The sequence below is a fragment of the Thermoactinomyces sp. CICC 10735 genome (assembly GCF_016055175.1).
Taxonomy (GTDB): Bacteria; Bacillota; Bacilli; order Thermoactinomycetales; family Thermoactinomycetaceae; genus Thermoactinomyces; species Thermoactinomyces vulgaris.
The window spans coordinates 256,900-277,431 of the sequence record NZ_JAECVT010000004.1; the positions used below are offsets into that span (position 1 = coordinate 256,900).

A 20,532-nucleotide genomic window follows, 5' to 3' on the forward strand; every position below is an offset into this window, starting at 1 on the left:
TTTGATATTTTTACATAGAATTATTCATATGGATAAAGATTGCCTTCTTTTATCAATTGAATAGTTTCAATCTTTATCCAATTCATTATATTTTTGAAAGGAGTGCCTTTGTTCCCATGCTTTCCCGTAAAAAACGGTGGTTTTCCCTGACTGTCTCCCTGATGCTTTTGGCGGCCTTTCCGATGACCGGCTTTGTCAACAGCGCAACAGAATCCTTGGATGAAAACCGTTTTTCCACCACCGGATTCTACCACATCCCTGAAGTCAAAAGCAAAGAACAACGAACCGAAATTGCCCGGACCGGTGCATCCATCGAAGAGGTCGGAGCGGATTATGTGAGAGTGCTTGCAACCGACACGGAACTGAAAAGCCTGAAAGAAAAAGGCTTTCAACCCAAAGCCGAGCCGGTGTTGGGAACCCTCGATTTCCCCGATGCCGACTCCCGCTACCACAACTATGACGAAATGGTTAAAGAGATTGATCAAGCCGTTTCCGATCACGGCGACATCGTCCGCAAATTCAGCATTGGAAAATCATATGAAAACCGTGACCTGTGGGCGGTGAAGATCAGCGACAACGTTCAAGAGGATGAAGACGAGCCGGAAGTTCTCTACGCCTCCCTGCATCATGCCCGCGAACATTTAACCGTTGAAATGGCTCTTTATCTGCTCCACCTGTACACCGACAATTATGCCACCGATCCGAGAATCAAAGAGATTGTCGATTCCCGGGAAATCTACATCCTCTTTAATATGAACCCCGACGGGGGAGAGTACGACATCTCCACCGGCAAATACCAATACTGGCGCAAAAATCGCCAGCCCAACAGCGGATCCTCTTCCATTGGCACCGACCTGAACCGGAACTACGGTTACCAGTGGGGTTGTTGCGGAGGTTCCAGCAGCAATCCGTCCAGCGAAACCTATCGCGGACAAGCTCCTTTTTCCGCACCGGAAACTGCTGCTCTCCGCGATTTCGTCAACAGCCGGGTGATCAACGGGGAACAGCAAATCAAAACGGCCATCAGTTTTCACACCTACAGCGAATTGATCTTGTGGCCCTACGGATACACCTACGAAAACACCCCGGATGACATGAGCGCTGATGATTATCAGGTATTTAAAACCATGGGGGAAGCCATGGCTGAAACCAACGGTTACACCCCCCAACAATCCAGCGACTTGTACATCACGGATGGAGACATGACCGACTGGGCATACGGCGAACATAACATCTTCGCCTTCACGTTTGAAATGTATCCGAAAGGAACCTCCGGCGGAGGCTTTTATCCACCGGATAAAGTCATTGAACGCGAAACGGAACGGAACCGGGAAGCGGCTCTTTATCTGGCGGAACAAGCCGATTGTCCCTATCGGGTCATCGGAAAAGAGGCACAATATTGCCAAGCTAAGGATTAACAATATAAGATTTAAGATCCTTTCTCACAAAATCTGTGACGGCCCATGTCCGGCCGTCTTTTTTTTGCGCATGAAAACCAAAACATTGAAACACACTAACCATGAAGGTGATACCATGTGGGAATTTATCGTGGAGCATATTCCGGATAAGAAAATATTCATTTTTGCCATATTGATTCTCGTGATTCCTTGTGCCGTGACCCGCCTCTTTCAATGGATTCGTTCATGAAAGGATGACTGACATTGATCAAGCGCCATTTCTACCGGAAACGGAAAAAAGACACGCATGAAAACAAACAATCTGCCGATACGGATCGTTTGAAAAACAACCTTGAAACCAATGTGAATTATTTCAACAAACTGACAGAACAACATCCGGACTTGACCATCCGTTCCTTTCGAATCGGCGGGACCAACATCCAGGCGGCCTGTTTGTTTATGAAAGAAATGGTGGATGAGAAAACCATCAACGAACAAATTCTCGACCGTTTGATGCACAACTGGGATGAATTCACCACCGGGGAAACCGAATTCATCCAGTCGGATGAAATCATCCACTTGATCAAAAACCACGTTTTAAGTTTCTATAAGCTCAAAGTAATCCAAAGCTATTCGGAGATTTTCACGCATTTGATCCGGGGATCCACGGCGGTGTTAGTGGACGGATGCGACCAAGCAATTGTAATGGCCACTAGCAAGAAGTTGACAACCAGCTTGGGACCCTCCGAAACCGAAGCAATTGTCCGGGGACCCCAAATCGGTTTCACCAACTCGCTGGAAGTCAATTTGGCGCTGCTCCGGCAAAGTTTGGCCACGCCGAATCTTACTTATAAGTCCTATGTTCTCGGAAGGCGGACACAGCGCAAAGCGTCAGTCGTCTACATCCAGGACCTCGCAGACCCGGAATTGGTCAAAACGGTGGATCAACGCATAAAAGAGATCGACATCGATGAAGTATTGGACACCGGTTATATTGAGCATTTGATCGAAGACAACACCTTTTCTCCATTTCCGCAAGTGCAAGACACCGAACGTCCGGACCGGGTGGCGGGGGCGCTGACAGAAGGACGGGTGGCGATACTTCTGGACGGGACCTCCTTTGCCCTGATTGTACCTGTCACGTTTTGGATGTTTTTGCAATCGCCGGAAGACTACTACACCCGTTGGATTCCGGGGATCCTGCTACGTTACTTGCGGTACATGTCTGCTTTTCTGTCGATTTCCCTGCCGGCTTTCTATATCGCCTTTACCTCCTTCCATCAAGGGCTGATCCCGACAAGGCTGGCGATGAGCATTGCCGCCACCCGGGAAGGTGTGCCTTTCCCGTCGGTTTTGGAGGCGTTGTTTATGGAAGTGGCAGTTGAAGTGTTGCGGGAAGCCGGGCTCCGTCTCCCCAAATCGGTCGGCCAGACCGTGGGTATCGTCGGCGGATTGGTGATCGGGGAATCCGCTGCGCAAGCTGGCATTGTCAGTCCCATCTTGTTGGTGGTGGTTGCGGTGACAGCGATCTCATCCTTTGCCATCCCCCAATATAACGCCGGGATCGCTCTCCGGTATTTGCGCTTTGTGCTCATGTTATTTGCCGCCTTTTTCGGTTTGTACGGGATCATCATCTTTTTCTTGTTAACAATGACTCATCTCGTCCGCTTGGAAAGCTTCGGATTCCCTTACTTGGCACCGATTGCCCCCATACGAACCCAAGATTGGAAAGACATTTTGTTCCGGGCGCCGCTGAGTCGCACAAACCGCCGTCCGGTCACCTTAAAACCCCAAGACCCGGTCCGGCAAAAACAATGAAGGATGTGTCGTGATGCTAGACAGCAATCGGAAACAGATCACCACCATTCAAACATCGATATTCATCGCCTCGGTCATTCTGGGAATGGGCGTCCTAACCCTTCCCCGGAATGTCACGGAAGACACACAAGGGCAGGACGGTTGGATTTCGGTCATTCTTACAACCCTGATTCTTCTGTTGATGGGATGGTTGATTATCCGGTTGAACCGGTATTATCCGGATCAAACTTTTTTTCAATACAGCACGCAAATCTTTGGCAAATGGATCGGCAATTTGGCCAATTTGATCTTTCTCTCATATCTTTTTATCACTGCCGGATATGAATTGAGAGGCATGGCCGAGGTGACACACTTCTATTTGCTTCCCAACACCCCGCCGGCTGTATCCATATCGCTCATGGTGTTTGTCGGGATTTATCTGATGACCGGCGGAATCGTTGCCGTCGCCCGGATGTTTGAAATTTTGCTTCCCATCACCCTCTTCTTTTTCTTTGTCGTATTGGCCACCAGCTTTAAAGTGTTTGAATGGCGAAACATTCTGCCGGTCATGGGAATGGGGGTGGAACCGGTGATCAAAGGGATTCACGGTTCATCCCTGACGTTTTCAGGTTATGAATTCATGTTGGTGTTAAACGCATTCATGCAACGAAAAAAAGAAGCATGGAAAGCGATTTCCGCCGGGATTTTGGTGCCCGCACTCTTTTACGTTGTCATTGTGATTGTCGTGGTGGGCGGATTGGGACCGGATCAGACGATCACCCTCACTTTTCCGACCATTGAATTAATCCGCTCCTACGAACTGACAGGCATATTTTTCGAACGATATGAAGTGTTTTTGCTGGCCGTCTGGATCTTGCAAATCTTCGCCACCTATGTGAGCATGCAATACATCTTTTGTCTGGGAATTTCCCAAATTACCGGAAAAAACATCCGCTTTTTTATCTACGGAGTCTCTCCCTTGATCTTTTTGATCGCATTCCTGCCGGCGGATATCAATGAATTTTTTAACTTGGGCACCATTTTGGTGCACATCGAGCTCTTCGTGGTCTTCATCATTGTGCCGATCGCACTGGTGGTTGCCTGGATCCGCAACCGGCGTTCAAGACACCATAATTAACGGAGGTCAACATGAACGGAAAAAGGCGACTGTTTGTCAGTTTGATTCTCGTAAGCCTGATCATGCTCACAGGCTGTTGGGACTACCAGGATATTGAAGAAACTTCAGCCAATATCGGACTGGCCCTTGATCTGGGTGACACAGAGACCGGTGAAGTCCGGATTGAAGGGGAAAAACCGGTGATCAACGCCACCCTTCAAATCATGGATCCGAAACAACCCTCCAGCGGAGAAGGGACAATCGATTATGAAAATACAACGATCACCGGAAACACCTTAGGCAAGATGGCTGTGGAAGTCGCTTTATTCAACCGGGGTCCGCTCATTGGACAACACCTGAAGATCACGTTGATCGGGGAAGAATTGGCCAAACGCATGAATTTTCGAAACATGCTGGGCTATCTGCTTCGAGGCCAGTATGTCCGCTTAAGCAGCACCATCCTGTGCACGAAAGGAAAAGCGGGAGAGTTTCTGCAGAGCGATGATAAAAGCAAAGGCAATGAATTGCCGGCTCTTAAAATTCTCAGTATCGCAGACAACACCAAATATTCGCTTCGGATATTAGAGCCGGTGACGTATGGAAGAGCAGGGAAATTTTTGGCCAGCAACCAAAGCTTTTTGCTCCCCTGCATCGCCAAAAAAAATGATGAAATCGTACTGGAAGATGCCGCTGTCATCAGCGGGAGAAACAAAAAATTGATCGGTTTCATGAATTCCGAAGACATTGCTGGGGTCAACTGGATCACCGGAAAAAAGGGAGGCGGCGTGTTAAACGTTTATGATGAGGATCAAGCCATTTTCGCCGTCAGGATTTTTAACATGTCCAGCAAAATCAAACCCCGTGTGGATGGTGACAAAATTTCTTTTGATGTCCACGTGAAAACCGGAGGTTATTTGACGGAAGACTGGATTGAAGAAGAAGACGCCACGGATCCGAAATATCTTGAACGCTTGGAACAAAAGGCAGAAGAAAAAATCGTCCATCAAATGCGTTCGGCATTGTATAAAATGCAAAAAATTTATCAGGCCGATGTGGCCGGTTTCGGAGACGCTCTCCGCATCCATGACAACAAATTGTGGCAACGCATCAAGAATGAATGGGAAGTCAAATGGTTTGCCGACGTTCCGATTCGCATTAAAGTCGATCTCAATTTGCGGGACTACGGTGTCAAAGCCAAAGACGAGTGATCCTCCTCCTTCTCACGCCAAAGATATGTTATATTGTTAAAAAATAAAGGAGGAGAAAACCATGCATGCACAAATCATCCGCCAATTTGGTTCCCCGGATGTGTTTGAACCGGCAACCCTCCAACGACCGGCGGTGTTGCCCGGACATGTCCTGATCCGTGTTGCTGCCACCAGTGTCAATCCGATTGATACAAAAATCCGAAGCGGAGCCGTGCCGAATGTTGCCCCCGAACTGCCGGCCGTTTTACACGGCGATGTGGCCGGTGTCATTGAAGAAACCGGGGAAGGGATCACCTCTTTTCAAGTCGGGGATGAGGTTTTTGCCTGTGCCGGAGGCTTTAAAAACACGCATGGCGGGGCTCTGGCCGATTACCTGCTCGTCCGCGAAGAGTTGGTGGCACCAAAACCCCGCACACTCTCCTTCCAAGAAGCGGCCGCCCTTCCCCTGGTGTCGATTACCGCCTGGGAAGCCGTTTTTGAGCGGGGACGGATTCAGGAAGGACAAAACGTGTTGGTTCATGCCGGAACCGGGGGCGTCGGCCATATCGCCCTGCAACTGGCCAAACTCACCGGTGCCACGATACATACCACCGTCTCCACAGACCGGAAAGCAGAAATCGCCAAAAGGTTGGGAGCCGATCACCCCATTTTTTACCGGCAAAGCGAAGTGGATGACTATGTCAAACAATATACCGGCGGCGAAGGCTTTGACGTGGTGATCGACACCGTCGGCGGAGCCAATATCGACCGCTCTCTGCAAGCAGTCAAAATCCACGGCCATGTCGTCACCATCGCAGCCCGTTCCACGCATGATTTATCCCTCATGCACAACAAAGGATTGACCCTGCATGCCGTCTTTATGATCCTCCCGATTCTCACCGGCAAAGGCCTGCAACGCCATGGTGAAATCTTGAGACAAATCAGCCGGTGGGTGGATGAAGGAAAAATCAAGCCCTTGTTGGATGAAAAAACTTACGCTTTTGCAGAAGCGGCTGAAGCCCATCGACGGCTCGAATCGGGCCAGGCGGTTGGAAAAGTCACTCTGGTCAACGAAAACTTCTCCTGAAAAAAGAGGCGGAAATGCTCCGCCTCTTTTTACCGCTTCAAAGGGATTCTGCCACCGGGCGAATCACGGCCCTGACCGGGCTCCCGTCCCCTCCGAGAATGGGAAGCGGCAAAGCGATCAATTCATAAATCCCTTCTTCCACATTGTCCAAAACCGCCCCCTCCAAAATGTGGATGCCTGCATCCCATAAAGCATGGTGTGCCGGCAACGTCTTGCTGTCGATCGGATCCACGGACGGAACATCCAGCCCGATCAGGCGGATCCCCTGTTTTTTCAGATACGGGACCGCATCCGGATCCAAATGACAAATTTCTTCGGGAAACACGTTCCGATCCCGCCACGAATCGGTCCGGATCAGAAGGCGGCTTATCCCGCCCCATTCTTTTTCCATCAGGTCCTCCGCCTTGATTTTTTCTCTTCCCGGCAAATGAATGACCCTGGCTTTGCCGATATAAAGATTCACATCCAATTCGTTCACCTTGCTCCCCGCCTCGTCAAAGTGAAAAGGGGCATCAATATGGGTTCCGGTATGGGTGCTCATTTGCACCTGACCGACATTGACCGATCCGCTTTCTTCTTTGGTGTAAGTGAATTCATATTGAAACGGGGCATCTCCCGGCCAAACCGGGATTCCGGAGTGAAGGGGCTGGGAAATATCAATCCAGGTCATCAAGTCACCTCTTTCGATTCAGTGGGGTAATGTTGATACTTTTTCTCATCCATAATCTGCTTCAATCGTTTCATGGCTTCACAAACATCGATGAACGAGTTGTATAAAGCCACCGGAGCCAATCGTATCACATTTGGCGGGCAAAAGTCACAGAGATGACTCCCTCCGCCTTTGATTATGAATATATCGGGAAGGACGGCGATTGGTATTGCTTCCAAGAACGAGGCTATGGTGCTCCCGACTCAGAAAAGATGAAAGATTTCAAAAAAAGACATCCGCAGTTGGGATGTCTTTTTTTCCTTTATTGGAGTCAATGATTCATCCTTTTAAACCGCTGTCCAACAAGGTGATTTTCACGCCGGATAAGGGGAAAAGCCGGATTTGCATGGTTTCCCGGTCTTTGAGCGCAACCATGTTTCCGTCATGGGACCAATTGGCCAAATATCCGCGATACGTTTGGCCCTTATACTCCAACTCCACCAGTTCATACGGCTGCAACAGTTCGCTCATGGAGAACGCCTCTTTGTTCAGTTTGGTATCCAACGGAAATTGCAATTGAAACCGGTTTTCATAAACTTGGAAACACCGGGTCAATCCTTCCATCCGGTAAAATTCCTGCGTCATGCAAGAAACGGGAATCTTAAACTTGGGTTCTGATTTCAAGACTTCTTGCACCTCATCCGAAACCGATTCCACGATCAGCTCGATATGTCCGGAACACTCTTCATAATCATAAATCAATTGCCCGTGCAAAAACGGGATTTCTGTACGGGATATTACAATTTTGCGCAACAAATAACTTTCTTTCATAATGGCTCTCATTCTCCCTCTGTACTTAATTTTATTATAAACCAACGGGCTTTGGCTTTTAAGCACCAACCCGGAACCGGAAAATCCGTGCAGGGATCACTCCTTCCAAAAGAGAAGTCATTGGAAAACCATTCCAAAAAGGAGTATCGTATGTCAGTCCGCAGATACCACTTATTGATCGATGAAATCAAACGGGATATCGAAGAATGCGAAAAACAAATGTTTTATCATCTTGATGAAATGCAGCGCGCCAAACACCAAGGGAACAAAGAGGTGGAACGCCATCACCGGCTGGAACAATTGAAATGGGAACGCAAGCTTCGCGAAGCCACCCGCGCATTCATCCACACGGAACAAGCCTTGGCCAAGGCGGTGGAAGAAGAACATCTTCACCGTTTTCAGGAAGATCAGGCGCGTCGCGAGGGAAAAAGCCGGAACACGTGGCAATGATCCTTCTTTCTCCGTTTCAAAGGATGTTTTTATCACCGCTTGCGCACAATAAAAAACAACCGAATGAACGAGAAGGAGGATTTTTCGATGTTCCGAAAAAAAGCCGGTGAATACTTGGTTGATCTGCTGATCGATTGGGGAGTGGATCATATATACGGAATGCCCGGGGATTCGATCAACTCTTTGATCGAGCCAATCCGGAAAGCCAAAGACAACATCAAATTTATACAGGTCCGGCATGAAGAAGCCGGTGCGTTGGCCGCAGCCGCCTACGCCAAATTAACCGGAAAATTGGGCGTTTGCACCGCCATTGCCGGGCCGGGGGCCATTCATCTGTTGAACGGATTGTATGACGCCAAGTTGGATCACGCTCCCGTTTTGGCCATAACCGGCCAAGTTGAATCCGATTTGATCGGAATTGACTATTTCCAGGAAGTCAATCTGGATCGCCTGTTTGACGATGTGGCCGTTTATAACCAGCGGATCATGTCGGCCGAACAACTGCCGGCGGTGGTCAATCAGGCCATCCGGACCGCCTATGCCAAAAAAGGGGTTGCCGTTTTAACCATTCCGGACGACATTCCCCGCTATGAAGTGGAACGGGAAGTGCGCACCACCACGTCGTTTTATTGCAAACAGGAAATCCGCCCCGATAAAAGCGATCTTCTCCAGGCCAAAGAAATCCTGTTAAAAGCGAAACGGCCGGTCATCCTGGCCGGAAAAGGAACGAAACATGCAAAAGAAAATCTGATCCGCCTTGCGGAAAAAATGGCCGCGCCCATCATTCTCAGTTTGCCGGCCAAAGGCGTGATCCCCGATGAACATCCCCTTTGTCTCGGCGGTCTGGGGCTGATCGGGACGCGTCCGGCTTATGAAGCCATGCAAAACGCGGACACCCTGATTCTGGCCGGCACGTCGTTCCCGTTTACCGGCTTTCTGCCCCGGGAAGCGAAAACCATTCAAATCGACACGGATCCCACCCAAATCGGAAAACGCATGCCCGTGGATATCGGACTGGCCGGCGACGCCGATTACACATTGGGCTGGCTCATTGATCAGGTTCCTTATCAAACAGACCGCAGCCATTTGGAGACCCATCAAAAAATGATGAAAGACTGGTGGGACCATCTTGCGAAACAGGAAGAAGCCGATGAGGTTCCGATCAAACCGCAACGGGTGCTGAAAGCTTTGCAACAAGTCGCCGATGATGATGCCATTTTATCGGTGGATGTCGGCAATGTGACGGTATGGGTGGCACGGCATTTCCGTATGATCCGGCAACAATTTCTCACCTCCGCATGGCTGGCCACTCTGGGTTGCGGGCTTCCCGGAGCCATTGCATCCAAAATCGCACATCCGGATAAACAAGTGTTTGCCATCTGCGGGGACGGGGGCTTCGGCATGACGATGAACGACTTTGTCACCGCTGTCAAATATGGGCTTCCCATCGTGGTGGTGGTCTTGAACAACCACAAAATCGCCATGATTAAGTTTGAACAGGAAGTGATGGGCAATGTTGAGTTTGGAACCGATCTGACCAACCCGAATTTTGCCCGCTATGCCGAAATCTGCGGCGGGATCGGCTACCGGGTGGAAACCCCCGATCAACTGCTCCCGGCCTTTGAGCAAGCGGTCAGGCAGAAAAAGCCTTGCATCATCGACGTGGTGGTCGATGCCGACGAAGCGCCCATGCCGGCCAAGATCACCTTTGCCCAAGCTGCCGGCTACGCCAAGCACATGGTCAAAGAACTGTTCGCTCAGGGAAAAACCGATGTTCCTCCTCTGGTTTAAGTCCAGGCATTGAAAGCCTGTTTTCAATCCAAAGCCACAAAAAATCTGAAAAAAGAAGGAACAGACAAGGGAGGAGTAGAAAGTTTTATAGTTACAACCTACTTTTACGCTGGAGAGGAAGGAAGAAACCCATGAAATGGATGGCCATTCACGGAAGTTCACGGAAAAATGGAAACACGGAAAAACTGACACACTTTGTACTGGAAGATATACCGGCAACGCATCTTTATCTCCGGGAATACTCCATCCGTCCGATTTTGGATCAGCGCCATGACCCCGACGGCTTTGATCCGGTGGATGATGATTATGACCGCCTCATTCAACAGGTCATGGAGCATGACGCCATTGTCTTCGGAACGCCTTTATATTGGTACGGGATGAGCGGACACATGAAAAATTTTATTGACCGCTGGTCCCAAAGCTTACGCGATTCCCGGTATGATTTCAAAGAAGCCATGCGCGGAAAACAAGCTTACGTTGTGATCACCGGCGGGGAAAATGCCCGGTTGTTCGCTCTCCCGCTCGTACAACAGTTTGATTTGATCTTCAAATTTATGTCGATGGATTTCAAAGGGTATCTGATCGGTTACGGAGGCAAACCCGACGGAATCCTGCATGATGAAAGAGCATTGGAAGAAGCCAAACAACTGAATCAACAACTGAAACGAATCCATGCCGGATAACATTTTTCATTCGCAAGCCCCAGTTCCTCTGCCCGGGGCTTGCGTGTATTCCACGGCCATGTTTCTTCTCCTTTTAACTTGCGGCCACAGGCGGCTGATTTTTAGTAATTTTCAATAAAATATAACCTAATTATTTTATATTATTAGCGACAGGATTCCTTTGCATGGAAGAAAATTGAAAGGGCCTTTGGATTGAAAATCATTAGCATCCATTTTTTCATGAGGTGATATCTTGATCCAGATTGCCAGCACGCTTGGGAATGCTTTGAGATCTTATGCCCAATTCCATCCGGATCAAGAGGCGCTGGTTTCTCCCGGTTTTCGCATCCGCTACCGGGAGTACGAGGAACGAACCAACCAATTTGCCCGTTATTTATCCGGGCAAGGGGTCAAAAAAGGAGACCGGGTTCCCCTTTTGACCGGAACCAATGCTTCGTTCGCCCTCAGTTTGATGGCCTTGGCCAAGATCGGAGCCGTCGCGGTTCCCCTGAACCATTACTGGAAACCGGAAATGATCCGGTGGGCCATCGATGATCTGGAAGCGGACTTTCTCCTGGTGGGAGATCAATTTTATCCCTTGATTCAAACGGAAGCCGAAACCGGAAAAATCCGCCACACCATCGTTTGTGAACAGAACAAAGTAAGTCCAGGCCTTTTGAGGGCGTTACAAAAATATCCGGACACTTCGCCAGTGGAATCAGTTGCACTTCCCTTGTTCTGGACAGGTATTCACGTCATCTGGTGGCGACTCCTTCCTTCCACATTTCAGCGATTGCACCGGTCTGTTTACAATCCTTTTTGGGTGTAACCCTTGTTTTCCCGCCGGAACTCACTGCTGAATCCTTGTTACAGACCATCGGCAAAGAGAATGTGAACACCGTCTTGTTGCCGCCTCATGCACTCGGCATTTTACAATCCCTTATTCGTCAAAGCGATTCTGCTTTTTCCTCTCTCAAACGTTTCCTCTCCGAAGGGACCAGAGTGCCCGAAAATGTGATCAAAAGTGGCGAATCACCGGACTTTGAGGAGGTTCAAGCTTATGGAGCCACCGAATTAAACGGGATCATCTCCATATGGAATCCGAAAATGGGTCTTGATAAAATCCATACCGTCGGAAAAACGCATTTATTCCCGGAAATCAAAATCCTGGACCCCGAAACCAAAAAAGAGCTTCCACCGGGTGAAACCGGGGAGGTTGCCATTCGGGGCCCGCAACTTTTCACCGGGTATTGGAAAAAGCCGGAGGAAACCAAAAAGCTTTTCATCAAGGATGGTTCTTGACAGGAGACGCCGGGAGAATGGATGAGGACGGGTTTCTGGAAATCGTGGACCGTTATAAAGATGTAATTTATTCCCCCGAAATCGGCGGGATTTTCCCCGCTGAAGTGGAACAAGTGATCCGGGAACTCCCCGGCGTGGAAGATGTCAGCGTCACCGGGGTCCTTCATCCACAATGTTCGGAAATTCCCTGCGCTTTTGTAAAACCCGTCCAAGGGGCTTCACTTACAAAAACAGAGATTCTCCAATACGTACACCAAAAACTCGGTCCCCACAAACTCAAGGATGTTTTCTTCTGCAGGCAACCGCTTCCCCGCAATGCCAACGGAAAAGTGGACAAATCACAGTTGCGCCGGATGTATCAGCAACTTGTAAACGCTTCGGAAGAATAACTATCTTTGTTGAAACCTGACCGGCTGCTGCATCCGCCCGTTCCATGATTTCCCGGACGATGGGCGATTTGGCGTCGGCATAGTTTTGAATATGCCGCCACTTCTTTTTTTTTCGTTTGACTTGTGCATACTTCTTCCGGTCTGCTTCGTGGGTACGCAACCATTCCCGAAGCCGCAACATCCGGTCAACTTCCTCCGCGCCCGAACTGAAGACATGCGGATTGATATCCGTATCCGGTCCTTTGAACAGACGATGCTCATACCACTCCGGCTCCCGGATCCGCAAGAGATAACCGGCTTCCTCCAACGCCGGGACATAAGCCGATTCATCTGTGAATCTTTCACCACCAGCAGGATGTCGATGACAGGCTTTGCACACAGTCCCGGCACGGAGGTGGATCCGACATGCTCCAAACGCAACATCTTGTCGCCAAGTGCCAAGCGGATTCGTTTGGCTTCCCGTTCAAACAACTCCGGCCAGCGCGGATCATACTCCTCGAGATGGATGGTCGCATTGTGGGTTTCAACTCCCCCACGGTAACTTTCTGAAGCTCTTCGTCACTCATGGGCTTGCTTTTTTGATCCTGTCCATTTCCCTCAACCATGATGATTCACTCCTTTTCCAAGCATCTTGACACCGATTACAGGAAGAATGTCCATGATCCCATCAATTCTCTTCTTTGCTATGGATATTCAATTTTTGCCGGGCATTCCATGGTACCACTGATCACAATCAATCTGCATGAAACCTTTTTTGAGTGCAAAAAACCCCGGAGCGGCAACCCCGGGGTTTGTCTTTTTATGACAAAGCCAGTGCGTTGGTCACTTTTCCATATTCGGAAGCGTGCGGACGGTCCACATCGTCTTCATATCCGTAATCCAGCATCCGGTTGCGGTTGAGACAAAGTTTGGTGAATTTCGGCCGGAGCAAATCAAACAACCGGAAACGTTCTTGGAGTTCGGGGAACCGCTTTTGGTAAGCCAGGATGGTGTCCCGTACTTTTTTCCAGAAGACTTCTTCCGGATACTGATGATATTGTTCCAACAGATCCGACAGATAGCGCATATGGCAGATAAACAATCCGGTGAAAATAAATTGGCAAAGCCCTTCCGGCTCTTCACTGCGCAACACCTGTTTCAGATCTTCCGGCAAATCTTTCAATTCCTCCAGCGGTTCCCGGCTCACGTTGACATCATCGACAAAGTCTTTCATGGCCAGGCGGGTCGGAACGGAATCTTTCAACACCAAAATGGTGTTTTGCCCGTGCGGGGAGAAAACCACCCCATAGCGATACAAGTAATGGAGCAACGGCGGCAAAATGGCTTCAAACAAACGATCCAGCCATTCATCCAAGCTGAGTCCCGATTTTTCCACCAACCGGGAGACAAACGGTTTGCCTTCCCCGTCCACATGCACCAGAGCCGCCAAGGTGATCGGTTTTTCCCCTTCTTCCATAAAGTTGTAAATGCTTTCCCGCCAAATGCAACCCAACATCTCCAAATATTGATACGGGGCTCCTTTAAGCTTGGCATAATAGGGATGATCATAGTTGATGCTGGCCACTTCCCCCGGTAAGATCAACCGGCACTCCTTGTGCAAATACGGATCATTTTTCCATATGTTCCAGATGTATTCCGTGATTTTGGGAGCCAACACGGTTCTTTCGCCGGGCAATCCACGGTAAACCAAGGTGTTTAAAATGCTCATCGGCAACTTGACGTGATGCTTCTCTTTGGAACTTGTATTGACAAAGGTGCGAATCGATTGTTGCGGCAGATATTCATCTTCCCCGGTTCCCAGCAGGATGATCCGGTTTTGCGCGAGTTCTTCCGCAAAAAACGGCACAATATAATGATCCCACTGCCAGGGATGCACCGGCATGAAGTAATAATCTTTGTCATCCAAACCGTTTTGGATGAGGACTTGCCGGAAGGATTCCACCTGCTGTTCTCCCAGTTCTTTTTTCACCAGCTCCTCGTATTCAACACCGGTGACCGAATGAAAATCGGCTCTTTCTTTATGCACGGCAATCCAGGACAGTTTAGCCTTATTTTTCTGTTCGGGGGCATAGTTCAGGTAATCTTCATGGCTAAACCCGATTCTCCCCTTGTTGTAAGTGATCCACGGATGCCCTTCCATTTCCCCTTCCAGCTCGGCATAATCCAATTCGGTCAAATCCAGCTGTTGGTTTTTCTTTTTTTCAAGGATATATGCATCCGCCACCAGGGTGTGGGTGTATTCCCGAATCAAATGCCCCGCCGTCATTGAATTCATGCCGATGGTGCTTTGGATGTCCAGCAAAAATTGAATCGGATTGTCGGCCGGTTTCACCTCCCCGTTTTCCTGTCGGTAAATGGTGTCGCCATGAACCCGGTAACTGTCAAACAACCGTTTTTTCACTTCGAAAGTGTACGTGACACCGCTTTTCAGCTCCAAACGGCAACGTTGATTCTCCCCGTCCGCCTTTTCCATATCCGGATGAATGATGTCTTCATACATAAACTCGGCAATCATCTTGGTTAACAAATTCCGGGAAACGGTCTCCCATGTTTCCGGTTGAAAACTTTTCAGTGTATTCATGATGCATCCCTCCCTTTTATACCGGTAAAGAGGACGTTTGATGTGCATCCTCTGTGGTGTTGATTTCTTCCGGGACTCCGAATTGCTGAAAAACATTCCGCTTTTGAACCGGGTAAATCTCCCTTCCGGTCAGTGTATTGATAATCACGGAGTTCCGGTATGCCCCGAGACCCAGATCCGGTGCCCCCACCCCGTGGGTATGAAGCTCCGCATTCTGCACAAAAATCTCATTTTCGGCCTCTTGGGTCTTTTTGAGCCGGTAATCCAATGACACCTGATAACGTTGCTTCTCATCCCAGGCGATCAGGCCGGACAAATTCTTGACACAGGATGGGATCTGATGCTGATAACCCGTTGCCAGAACCACCACTTCACTTTCATGCGTGAAGGTTTTGTTTTGCTCACGGTGGTGACAAGTCAGGCGATATTTCTTTTCTCCCGGCACCGGCTCGATTTTTTGGATTTCCGTTTGGGCCAGCATCCGCACCGCCACATGTTGATTTCCCACCGTCCGTTCGTAAAGAAGTTCATAAATATCGGCGATGGTGGCGGCACTGATGCCCTTGTACCACAAATCCTGGGTTTTCAGCCGCGCTTCTTTCACCTTTGGCGGCAGGGAATAAAAGTAGTGAATGTAGTCCGGTGAAAAATGTTCCAGCCCCAGTTTGGAATATTCCATCGGGAAAAATCCGGTGGAACGGGTCAGCCAATCCAGCCGGTAGCCGTGATTTTTTTGTTCCTGAAGCAAGGTGTAAAAGACTTCCGCCGCACTTTGCCCCGATCCGACCACGGTAATCGATTCCGCTTCTTTTAACCGGTTAAGCCGCTCCAAAAAGTGGGCCGAGTGAAAAATATCTTCTTCCGGCAACCCTTGGAACGATGGAGGAACAGACGGAACACTGCCGACGCCGAGGACCAGGTGTTTTGCGTGATAAACCGAAGTTTGTCCGGTCAAAGGCGATGTGACTTCCACGCGGAAGTACGTTTCACGGTCTTTCACCCAATCGATTTTCGTCACTTTTTGCCCGAACCGGCAGGTTTTCAGGCTTTGTGACACCCAACGGCAATATTCGTTGTATTCCCGGCGCGGAATCAGAAAGCGCTCCAAAAAGTAGAAATGATAAAGTCTTCGCTGTTCCTTCAGATAATTCAAGAACGTATAGCGGCTGGTCGGATCCGCCATCGTCACCAGGTCGGCAAAAAAAGGTACTTGCAATGTGGTTCCTTCCATTAACAGACCCGGATGCCAGTCAAAGCGGGGTTTCTGCTCAAAAAACACCGCTTTGACTTCCGTCACGGGATCAAGCAATGCCGCCAGCCCCAAATTAAAGGGGCCAAGCCCGACTCCGATCAAATCAAACATCTCATTCGACTCATGCTTCACCATGGTTCCATCTCCTTTGAAAAGTGTCCCGGCAACAAAACATCAAAGCCGCCCGCTTATCCGGCAGATCAATCTCCCGTTGAAATTCAAATCCGCATTTTTCAAAGATATGGATCATTTTTTCATTTCGGATATCCGGCTCTGCAACCACTTTTTGCGTCGGTTGATGCTGAAATAACCGGTACGTCATGGCCCTTAACAGGGGTAAAGCATATCCTTTCCCCAAAAACGAGGGCGGACCGATCAAAAGATGAATCCCCTGGTCTTCGGGATCATAGTCATAATATTTTCCGAGAATATCACCCCGGACCCAATAGGTTTCCCAATAACTCATGGGGGTGCCGTCAAGGGAACCGATATGAAGGGTTTGGTGTGGATCCGCCAGGAATTTGCGCAAATGCTCCCGGTATTGATCAAAGGGAATGTTTAAATTCCAAAACGGAATGACATGCGGTTGGTGCATCCACTCATGCAGCCTGTCCAAATCTTTTTCCATCTCCACCCGGCGAAACGATATCACTTTGCCGATATCGGGATCCTTGATCGCAAACGTTTCAGACATGACTGGGTATTTCATCGCAAACCTTCTCTCCTTGCCGCAAGGGATTTTGAATTTGAACATAAACCGACTGGCTTTCCATCGGCCCCACCAGCTCGTCCATATCATGAAGACGGGTGAGCAGATTGGCTTTCCCCGGAAGCCATTCATCTTCCAGAAGGCTTTCAATCAAACGGGAAGGTTTTCGGTTCTTGGGCAACCATTTTCGAAGCGCTCCGGCAAGCTCCTCCAACAGCACCTTTTCGTTCGCCAGGCCACATGCCCCGAAAGCATTGATCAGCCCGAATAAATGATTGATAAAAAAGTAGTAGCGGAAACGCTCATCGGCCACGGCATCGGCACACAGGGTATGGCTTTTTTCATTAATGCCCGGAAGGATTCCTTGCAGTTTGGCAAAAGTCGATTCACAGTAGTAATAGCCCTGGTTATCCCGGTAGAAAAATTGGTCCGGATATCCGTTTTTCAGCTTTACCAGGCTGTTTTGCTGATGGGCCTCCAGTGCAATGCCGTACTCCGAATACAACCACATCAGCGGTTCAAACGAAATCGCCAGGTATTTCTTGAACCAGTCGATGCTCACTTGTCCGGGATCTCTGCCTTCCCTTTCTGCCACCTCTTTGATCACTGCGGCCAGGCGGGGTTCAAATCCGGGCAGGGCATCTTGACAAAGCCCGGCAAGCAATGTCACGTCTTCTTTACCACCTCCCTGAAACGGGTTTTCACGCAAAACCACTTCAAACCCCGACTCATCCGCACCGGGAATCTCAATCGTGATAAAGGCAGGGTCTTTGACCACATGAAATCCGGGATATTTTTGCTTCATACGGTACCCGATCTCACTGTCCAACAGGCGGGTCACTTCCACTCCCCTCTCCAACTCCTTATACAGATTTTGCCGGACGGAGTTGGTGATCTTGATCCGGACAGAAAATTTCAACATAAAGGAAGATTCCGGATGGTAGACCGTGCGGATGGAAGCGGTCGGATAATAAGCTTTTCCCAGGACCCCCAGATCTTCCAATAACCCCTTGTCCATCAACGACCGGACCCGTTCATCCTCCAGCAAATGTTTGGCTTGCAACGGATGGACGGGCAAAAGGGAATATTCATCCTCTTTCAGATACTTTTCTTTAAAGGACGGATCCACTTCTCGGTCGTTCCAAAGCTCTTTTTTGATCCAATCCGTCGCAGACTCCGGCAAGTTGCTCCCTTCTTTGACAATGGAACGGTGAGCACGGAAATAACGCAGGGAAAAACGTCCCTTCAATTCAGGAGAATAAGTCTTTTGCTCCTGCTCCGGAATGCCTTGCCGACTTTTCGGCGTCGGATGCAGCAAATGTCCGAAAATGAGGGATTGTTCGGCATCCAAATAATCAAAGTGCGTGCGGTACAGTTCTTCTGCATCTTGATATCTCTGCGCCACAAACGTTTCCATTTCATGGCAGCTTTGGATCACGCGAAGAACCAGCTCATCCGGAAAGACATTCAATTTTCGTTCAACGGTCAATTCTTTGGTCAGCATCGTCACCAGCGTCACATAATCCAGCTCCCTCAGTTTCCCGCCTTCTCCGATCCGGTAAAAGAACGGGAAGTAAAAGAGATGCCGGCCGGTCAAGGACCAGTATTTCAGCGGGGCGATAATCTCCATCTGATGGTGCTGTAAGGAAACAACCAAAAATTCTTTTGCCGGCGAATCGACCGTTTTTTGGTTGTGAATCCGGTGTTTTTCCCACTCATCCTTGGCATACCGTTTGAATTGCCGGGTTTCTCTGAGGTAACAGTTGAAAAAGGCCAGCATGCTGGCTTGTTCCGCAATTTTTTTAGCCTCCATACGAGTCTTTCTCTCTCCTCTCTTCTTCCAGTTCCAATCCGGTTTTCCTGACTTCCTCCAGTATTTCCGTCAAAACGGGAAGCGTGATCCGGGGATTGATGATCGTCAGTTTCAGCGAAGTCAGCCCGTCCACTTTGGTCAAAGCCATCACCGCTTTCCCCCGTTGCATCAACGTTTGGCGAATATCCCGGTTGATCCGATGAATATCCACGGTTTGATCACGGGGGACATAACGAAAAACCAGGGCATTCATTTGGGGCGGATCATTGACCAGTTGCAAGTGTCCGGTCCGCCGAATCCAGTCCGCCGCCTTTTTGGTCACCTCTATCGTATGGTCAATCATCCCGGCAAATCGTTTTTTTCCGACTGCTTGCAAAGAAACAAACAGTTTTAATGCATCGAACCGGCGGGTGGTTTGCACCGATTTATGAACCAGATGAGGAATTCCCGACCTTTCATCTTCTTCTGAATTTAAATAATCTGCATGCCGCTTGATCAGTTGAAAACGGGACCCGTCTTTTAACAAAAAGGCTCCGCAACTGATCGGCTGATAAAACAGTTTATGAAAATCAACGGCCAGTGAATCCGCCCGCCCGATTCCGTCCAGACGGTGCCGGTGTTTTTCGCTCAAGGCCAACGCTCCGCCGTAAGCGGCATCGACATGAAACCATGCACTTTCCGCTTCCGCCCTGTCCGCAATCCCTTGCAGGGGATCGATGCTTCCAAAATCGGTGGTTCCGGCCGTCGCCACGATGGCAAACAAATGATAACCATCCTTTTTCAACCGGCTGATCTTTTCATCCAAGTCCGTTAAACTCATCTGATACTTGGCATCCGTTGTCACCGGCACCACTGCATTTTCTCCCAATCCGAGCAAGGCGGCCGATTGTTTGATCGTAAAATGCGCGATGTCCGAACAGAGAACCTTCATTTTTCCCGCCGCCGGCGGCAATCCTTGATGCATCCCGTTTATATTCAGCTTCTGTTTCAAGAAGTGATCCCTTGCCAACAGAAGTCCCATTAAATTGGACTGGGTCCCCCCGCTGGTAAAGACGCCGTTCCCCTGACTGTTTCCGTAAAAAACGGAACACAGCCAGGAAACCATTTTTTCTTCCAGGATAGTGGCGGCAGGACTTTGATCCCAGGAATCCATCGATTGGTTGGTTGCGCTGATCAAAAGCTCCGCAGCCAAGGCCGGTGTCAGCGGGGGACAATGAAGATGTGCGGAACAAGCGGGATCATGCACCCGGACGGAGTGTCTTAAAATGTGATTTCCGACATCCTCCAGCACTTCACCCAAATCCCGACCCTCTTCCGGACAAACCGGCATGTCCTTGAATAACGAAACCAGCTCGTCAATCCCGGTTCCGCTGAACGGTTGGTTCAACGATGCGTAATGTTCATACAATACCGTTTGTGCAGCTGATATCGCTAGTTGGTATGAAGACCACGCTTCCGGTGTATGTCCCAAAAACAAGTCTTTTACCGGCAACTTTGTCATCATGTTGCTCTTCAATT

General features: G+C 49.2%; 19 protein-coding genes and 1 pseudogene. 11 read left to right on the forward strand and 9 right to left on the reverse strand.

The features are described from left to right. Positions 1-116 precede the first annotated feature (116 nt). The 5 genes from I8U23_RS10190 to I8U23_RS10210 all read left to right on the forward strand — a co-directional run bounded on the left by I8U23_RS10190 (position 117) and on the right by I8U23_RS10210 (position 6,585). Complete coding sequence (locus tag I8U23_RS10190) at positions 117-1,418, forward strand: M14 family metallopeptidase (RefSeq protein ID WP_198051015.1); 1,302 nt, start codon at positions 117-119, stop codon at positions 1,416-1,418. A gap of 243 nt (positions 1,419-1,661) precedes the next feature. Then, on the forward strand, positions 1,662-3,215 hold the full coding sequence (locus tag I8U23_RS10195) for a spore germination protein (RefSeq protein ID WP_198051016.1): 1,554 nt from the start codon (positions 1,662-1,664) through the stop codon (positions 3,213-3,215). A gap of 13 nt (positions 3,216-3,228) precedes the next feature. After that, a complete protein-coding gene (locus I8U23_RS10200) occupies positions 3,229-4,332 on the forward strand; it encodes a GerAB/ArcD/ProY family transporter (RefSeq protein ID WP_198051017.1) in 1,104 nt (367 codons plus the stop codon). A gap of 11 nt (positions 4,333-4,343) precedes the next feature. Then, a complete protein-coding gene (locus I8U23_RS10205; RefSeq protein WP_198051018.1) occupies positions 4,344-5,519 on the forward strand; it encodes a Ger(x)C family spore germination protein in 1,176 nt (391 codons plus the stop codon). Positions 5,520-5,580: 61 nt separating this feature from the next. Further along, positions 5,581-6,585, forward strand: a complete 1,005-nt coding sequence (locus tag I8U23_RS10210; protein ID WP_198051019.1) for a zinc-dependent alcohol dehydrogenase family protein — start codon at positions 5,581-5,583, stop codon at positions 6,583-6,585. A gap of 37 nt (positions 6,586-6,622) precedes the next feature. On the opposite strand, the gene kynB is transcribed toward I8U23_RS10210, so the two are convergent. The 3 genes from kynB to I8U23_RS10220 form a co-directional block, all read right to left on the reverse strand. Further along, a complete protein-coding gene (gene kynB, locus I8U23_RS10215; RefSeq protein WP_037994396.1) occupies positions 6,623-7,255 on the reverse strand; it encodes an arylformamidase in 633 nt (210 codons plus the stop codon). Beyond that, positions 7,255-7,473, reverse strand: a complete 219-nt coding sequence (locus tag I8U23_RS13795) for a kynureninase/PvdN C-terminal domain-containing protein (RefSeq protein ID WP_483316380.1) — start codon at positions 7,471-7,473, stop codon at positions 7,255-7,257. Before I8U23_RS13795 ends, kynB begins: the two co-directional genes overlap by 1 nt. A gap of 100 nt (positions 7,474-7,573) precedes the next feature. Further along, a complete protein-coding gene (locus I8U23_RS10220; protein ID WP_198051020.1) occupies positions 7,574-8,065 on the reverse strand; it encodes a hypothetical protein in 492 nt (163 codons plus the stop codon). A 150-nt stretch (positions 8,066-8,215) separates the two neighbouring features. On the opposite strand from I8U23_RS10220, the gene I8U23_RS10225 reads away from it, so the two are divergent. From I8U23_RS10225 to I8U23_RS10250, 6 genes are all read left to right on the forward strand, one after another. Next, positions 8,216-8,515, forward strand: coding sequence for a hypothetical protein (locus I8U23_RS10225; RefSeq protein ID WP_037994390.1), 300 nt, complete (start codon positions 8,216-8,218; stop codon positions 8,513-8,515). An 87-nt stretch (positions 8,516-8,602) separates the two neighbouring features. After that, positions 8,603-10,306, forward strand: coding sequence for a pyruvate oxidase (locus tag I8U23_RS10230; protein WP_198051021.1), 1,704 nt, complete (start codon positions 8,603-8,605; stop codon positions 10,304-10,306). Between the two features lie 131 nt (positions 10,307-10,437). Then, the gene (locus tag I8U23_RS10235) at positions 10,438-10,989 is read left to right on the forward strand and encodes a flavodoxin family protein (protein ID WP_037994386.1); all 552 of its coding nucleotides are present in this window, start codon (positions 10,438-10,440) and stop codon (positions 10,987-10,989) included. Positions 10,990-11,221: 232 nt separating this feature from the next. Continuing rightward, positions 11,222-11,797 (forward strand): AMP-binding protein, encoded by a 576-nt coding sequence (locus tag I8U23_RS10240; protein ID WP_062842858.1) that lies wholly within the window; start codon positions 11,222-11,224, stop codon positions 11,795-11,797. Beyond that, positions 11,731-12,270 (forward strand): AMP-binding protein, encoded by a 540-nt coding sequence (locus tag I8U23_RS13620; RefSeq protein ID WP_170151198.1) that lies wholly within the window; start codon positions 11,731-11,733, stop codon positions 12,268-12,270. The genes I8U23_RS10240 and I8U23_RS13620 overlap by 67 nt, the downstream gene beginning before the upstream one ends. A gap of 17 nt (positions 12,271-12,287) precedes the next feature. Continuing rightward, positions 12,288-12,659, forward strand: a complete 372-nt coding sequence (locus I8U23_RS10250; protein WP_175413206.1) for an AMP-binding enzyme — start codon at positions 12,288-12,290, stop codon at positions 12,657-12,659. 28 nt (positions 12,660-12,687) lie between these two features. Here I8U23_RS10250 and I8U23_RS10255 read toward each other — a convergent pair. The 6 genes and pseudogenes from I8U23_RS10255 to I8U23_RS10280 all read right to left on the reverse strand — a co-directional run. Beyond that, positions 12,688-13,264, reverse strand: a pseudogene (locus tag I8U23_RS10255) (GrpB family protein); the annotation flags it as partial. A 194-nt stretch (positions 13,265-13,458) separates the two neighbouring features. Continuing rightward, entirely contained in the window at positions 13,459-15,240 is a 1,782-nt protein-coding gene (locus I8U23_RS10260; RefSeq protein WP_198051022.1) for an IucA/IucC family protein, read from the reverse strand. Between the two features lie 16 nt (positions 15,241-15,256). Continuing rightward, entirely contained in the window at positions 15,257-16,627 is a 1,371-nt protein-coding gene (locus I8U23_RS10265; RefSeq protein ID WP_198051023.1) for a lysine N(6)-hydroxylase/L-ornithine N(5)-oxygenase family protein, read from the reverse strand. Further along, positions 16,614-17,201, reverse strand: coding sequence for a GNAT family N-acetyltransferase (locus I8U23_RS10270; protein WP_037994377.1), 588 nt, complete (start codon positions 17,199-17,201; stop codon positions 16,614-16,616). Before I8U23_RS10270 ends, I8U23_RS10265 begins: the two co-directional genes overlap by 14 nt. Continuing rightward, positions 17,179-19,014: an IucA/IucC family protein gene (locus tag I8U23_RS10275; protein ID WP_037994375.1), complete on the reverse strand. Its 1,836-nt coding sequence runs from the start codon at positions 19,012-19,014 to the stop codon at positions 17,179-17,181. The genes I8U23_RS10270 and I8U23_RS10275 overlap by 23 nt, the downstream gene beginning before the upstream one ends. After that, complete coding sequence (locus I8U23_RS10280; protein WP_198051024.1) at positions 19,004-20,530, reverse strand: pyridoxal phosphate-dependent decarboxylase family protein; 1,527 nt, start codon at positions 20,528-20,530, stop codon at positions 19,004-19,006. The genes I8U23_RS10275 and I8U23_RS10280 overlap by 11 nt, the downstream gene beginning before the upstream one ends. Positions 20,531-20,532: the final 2 nt, after the last annotated feature.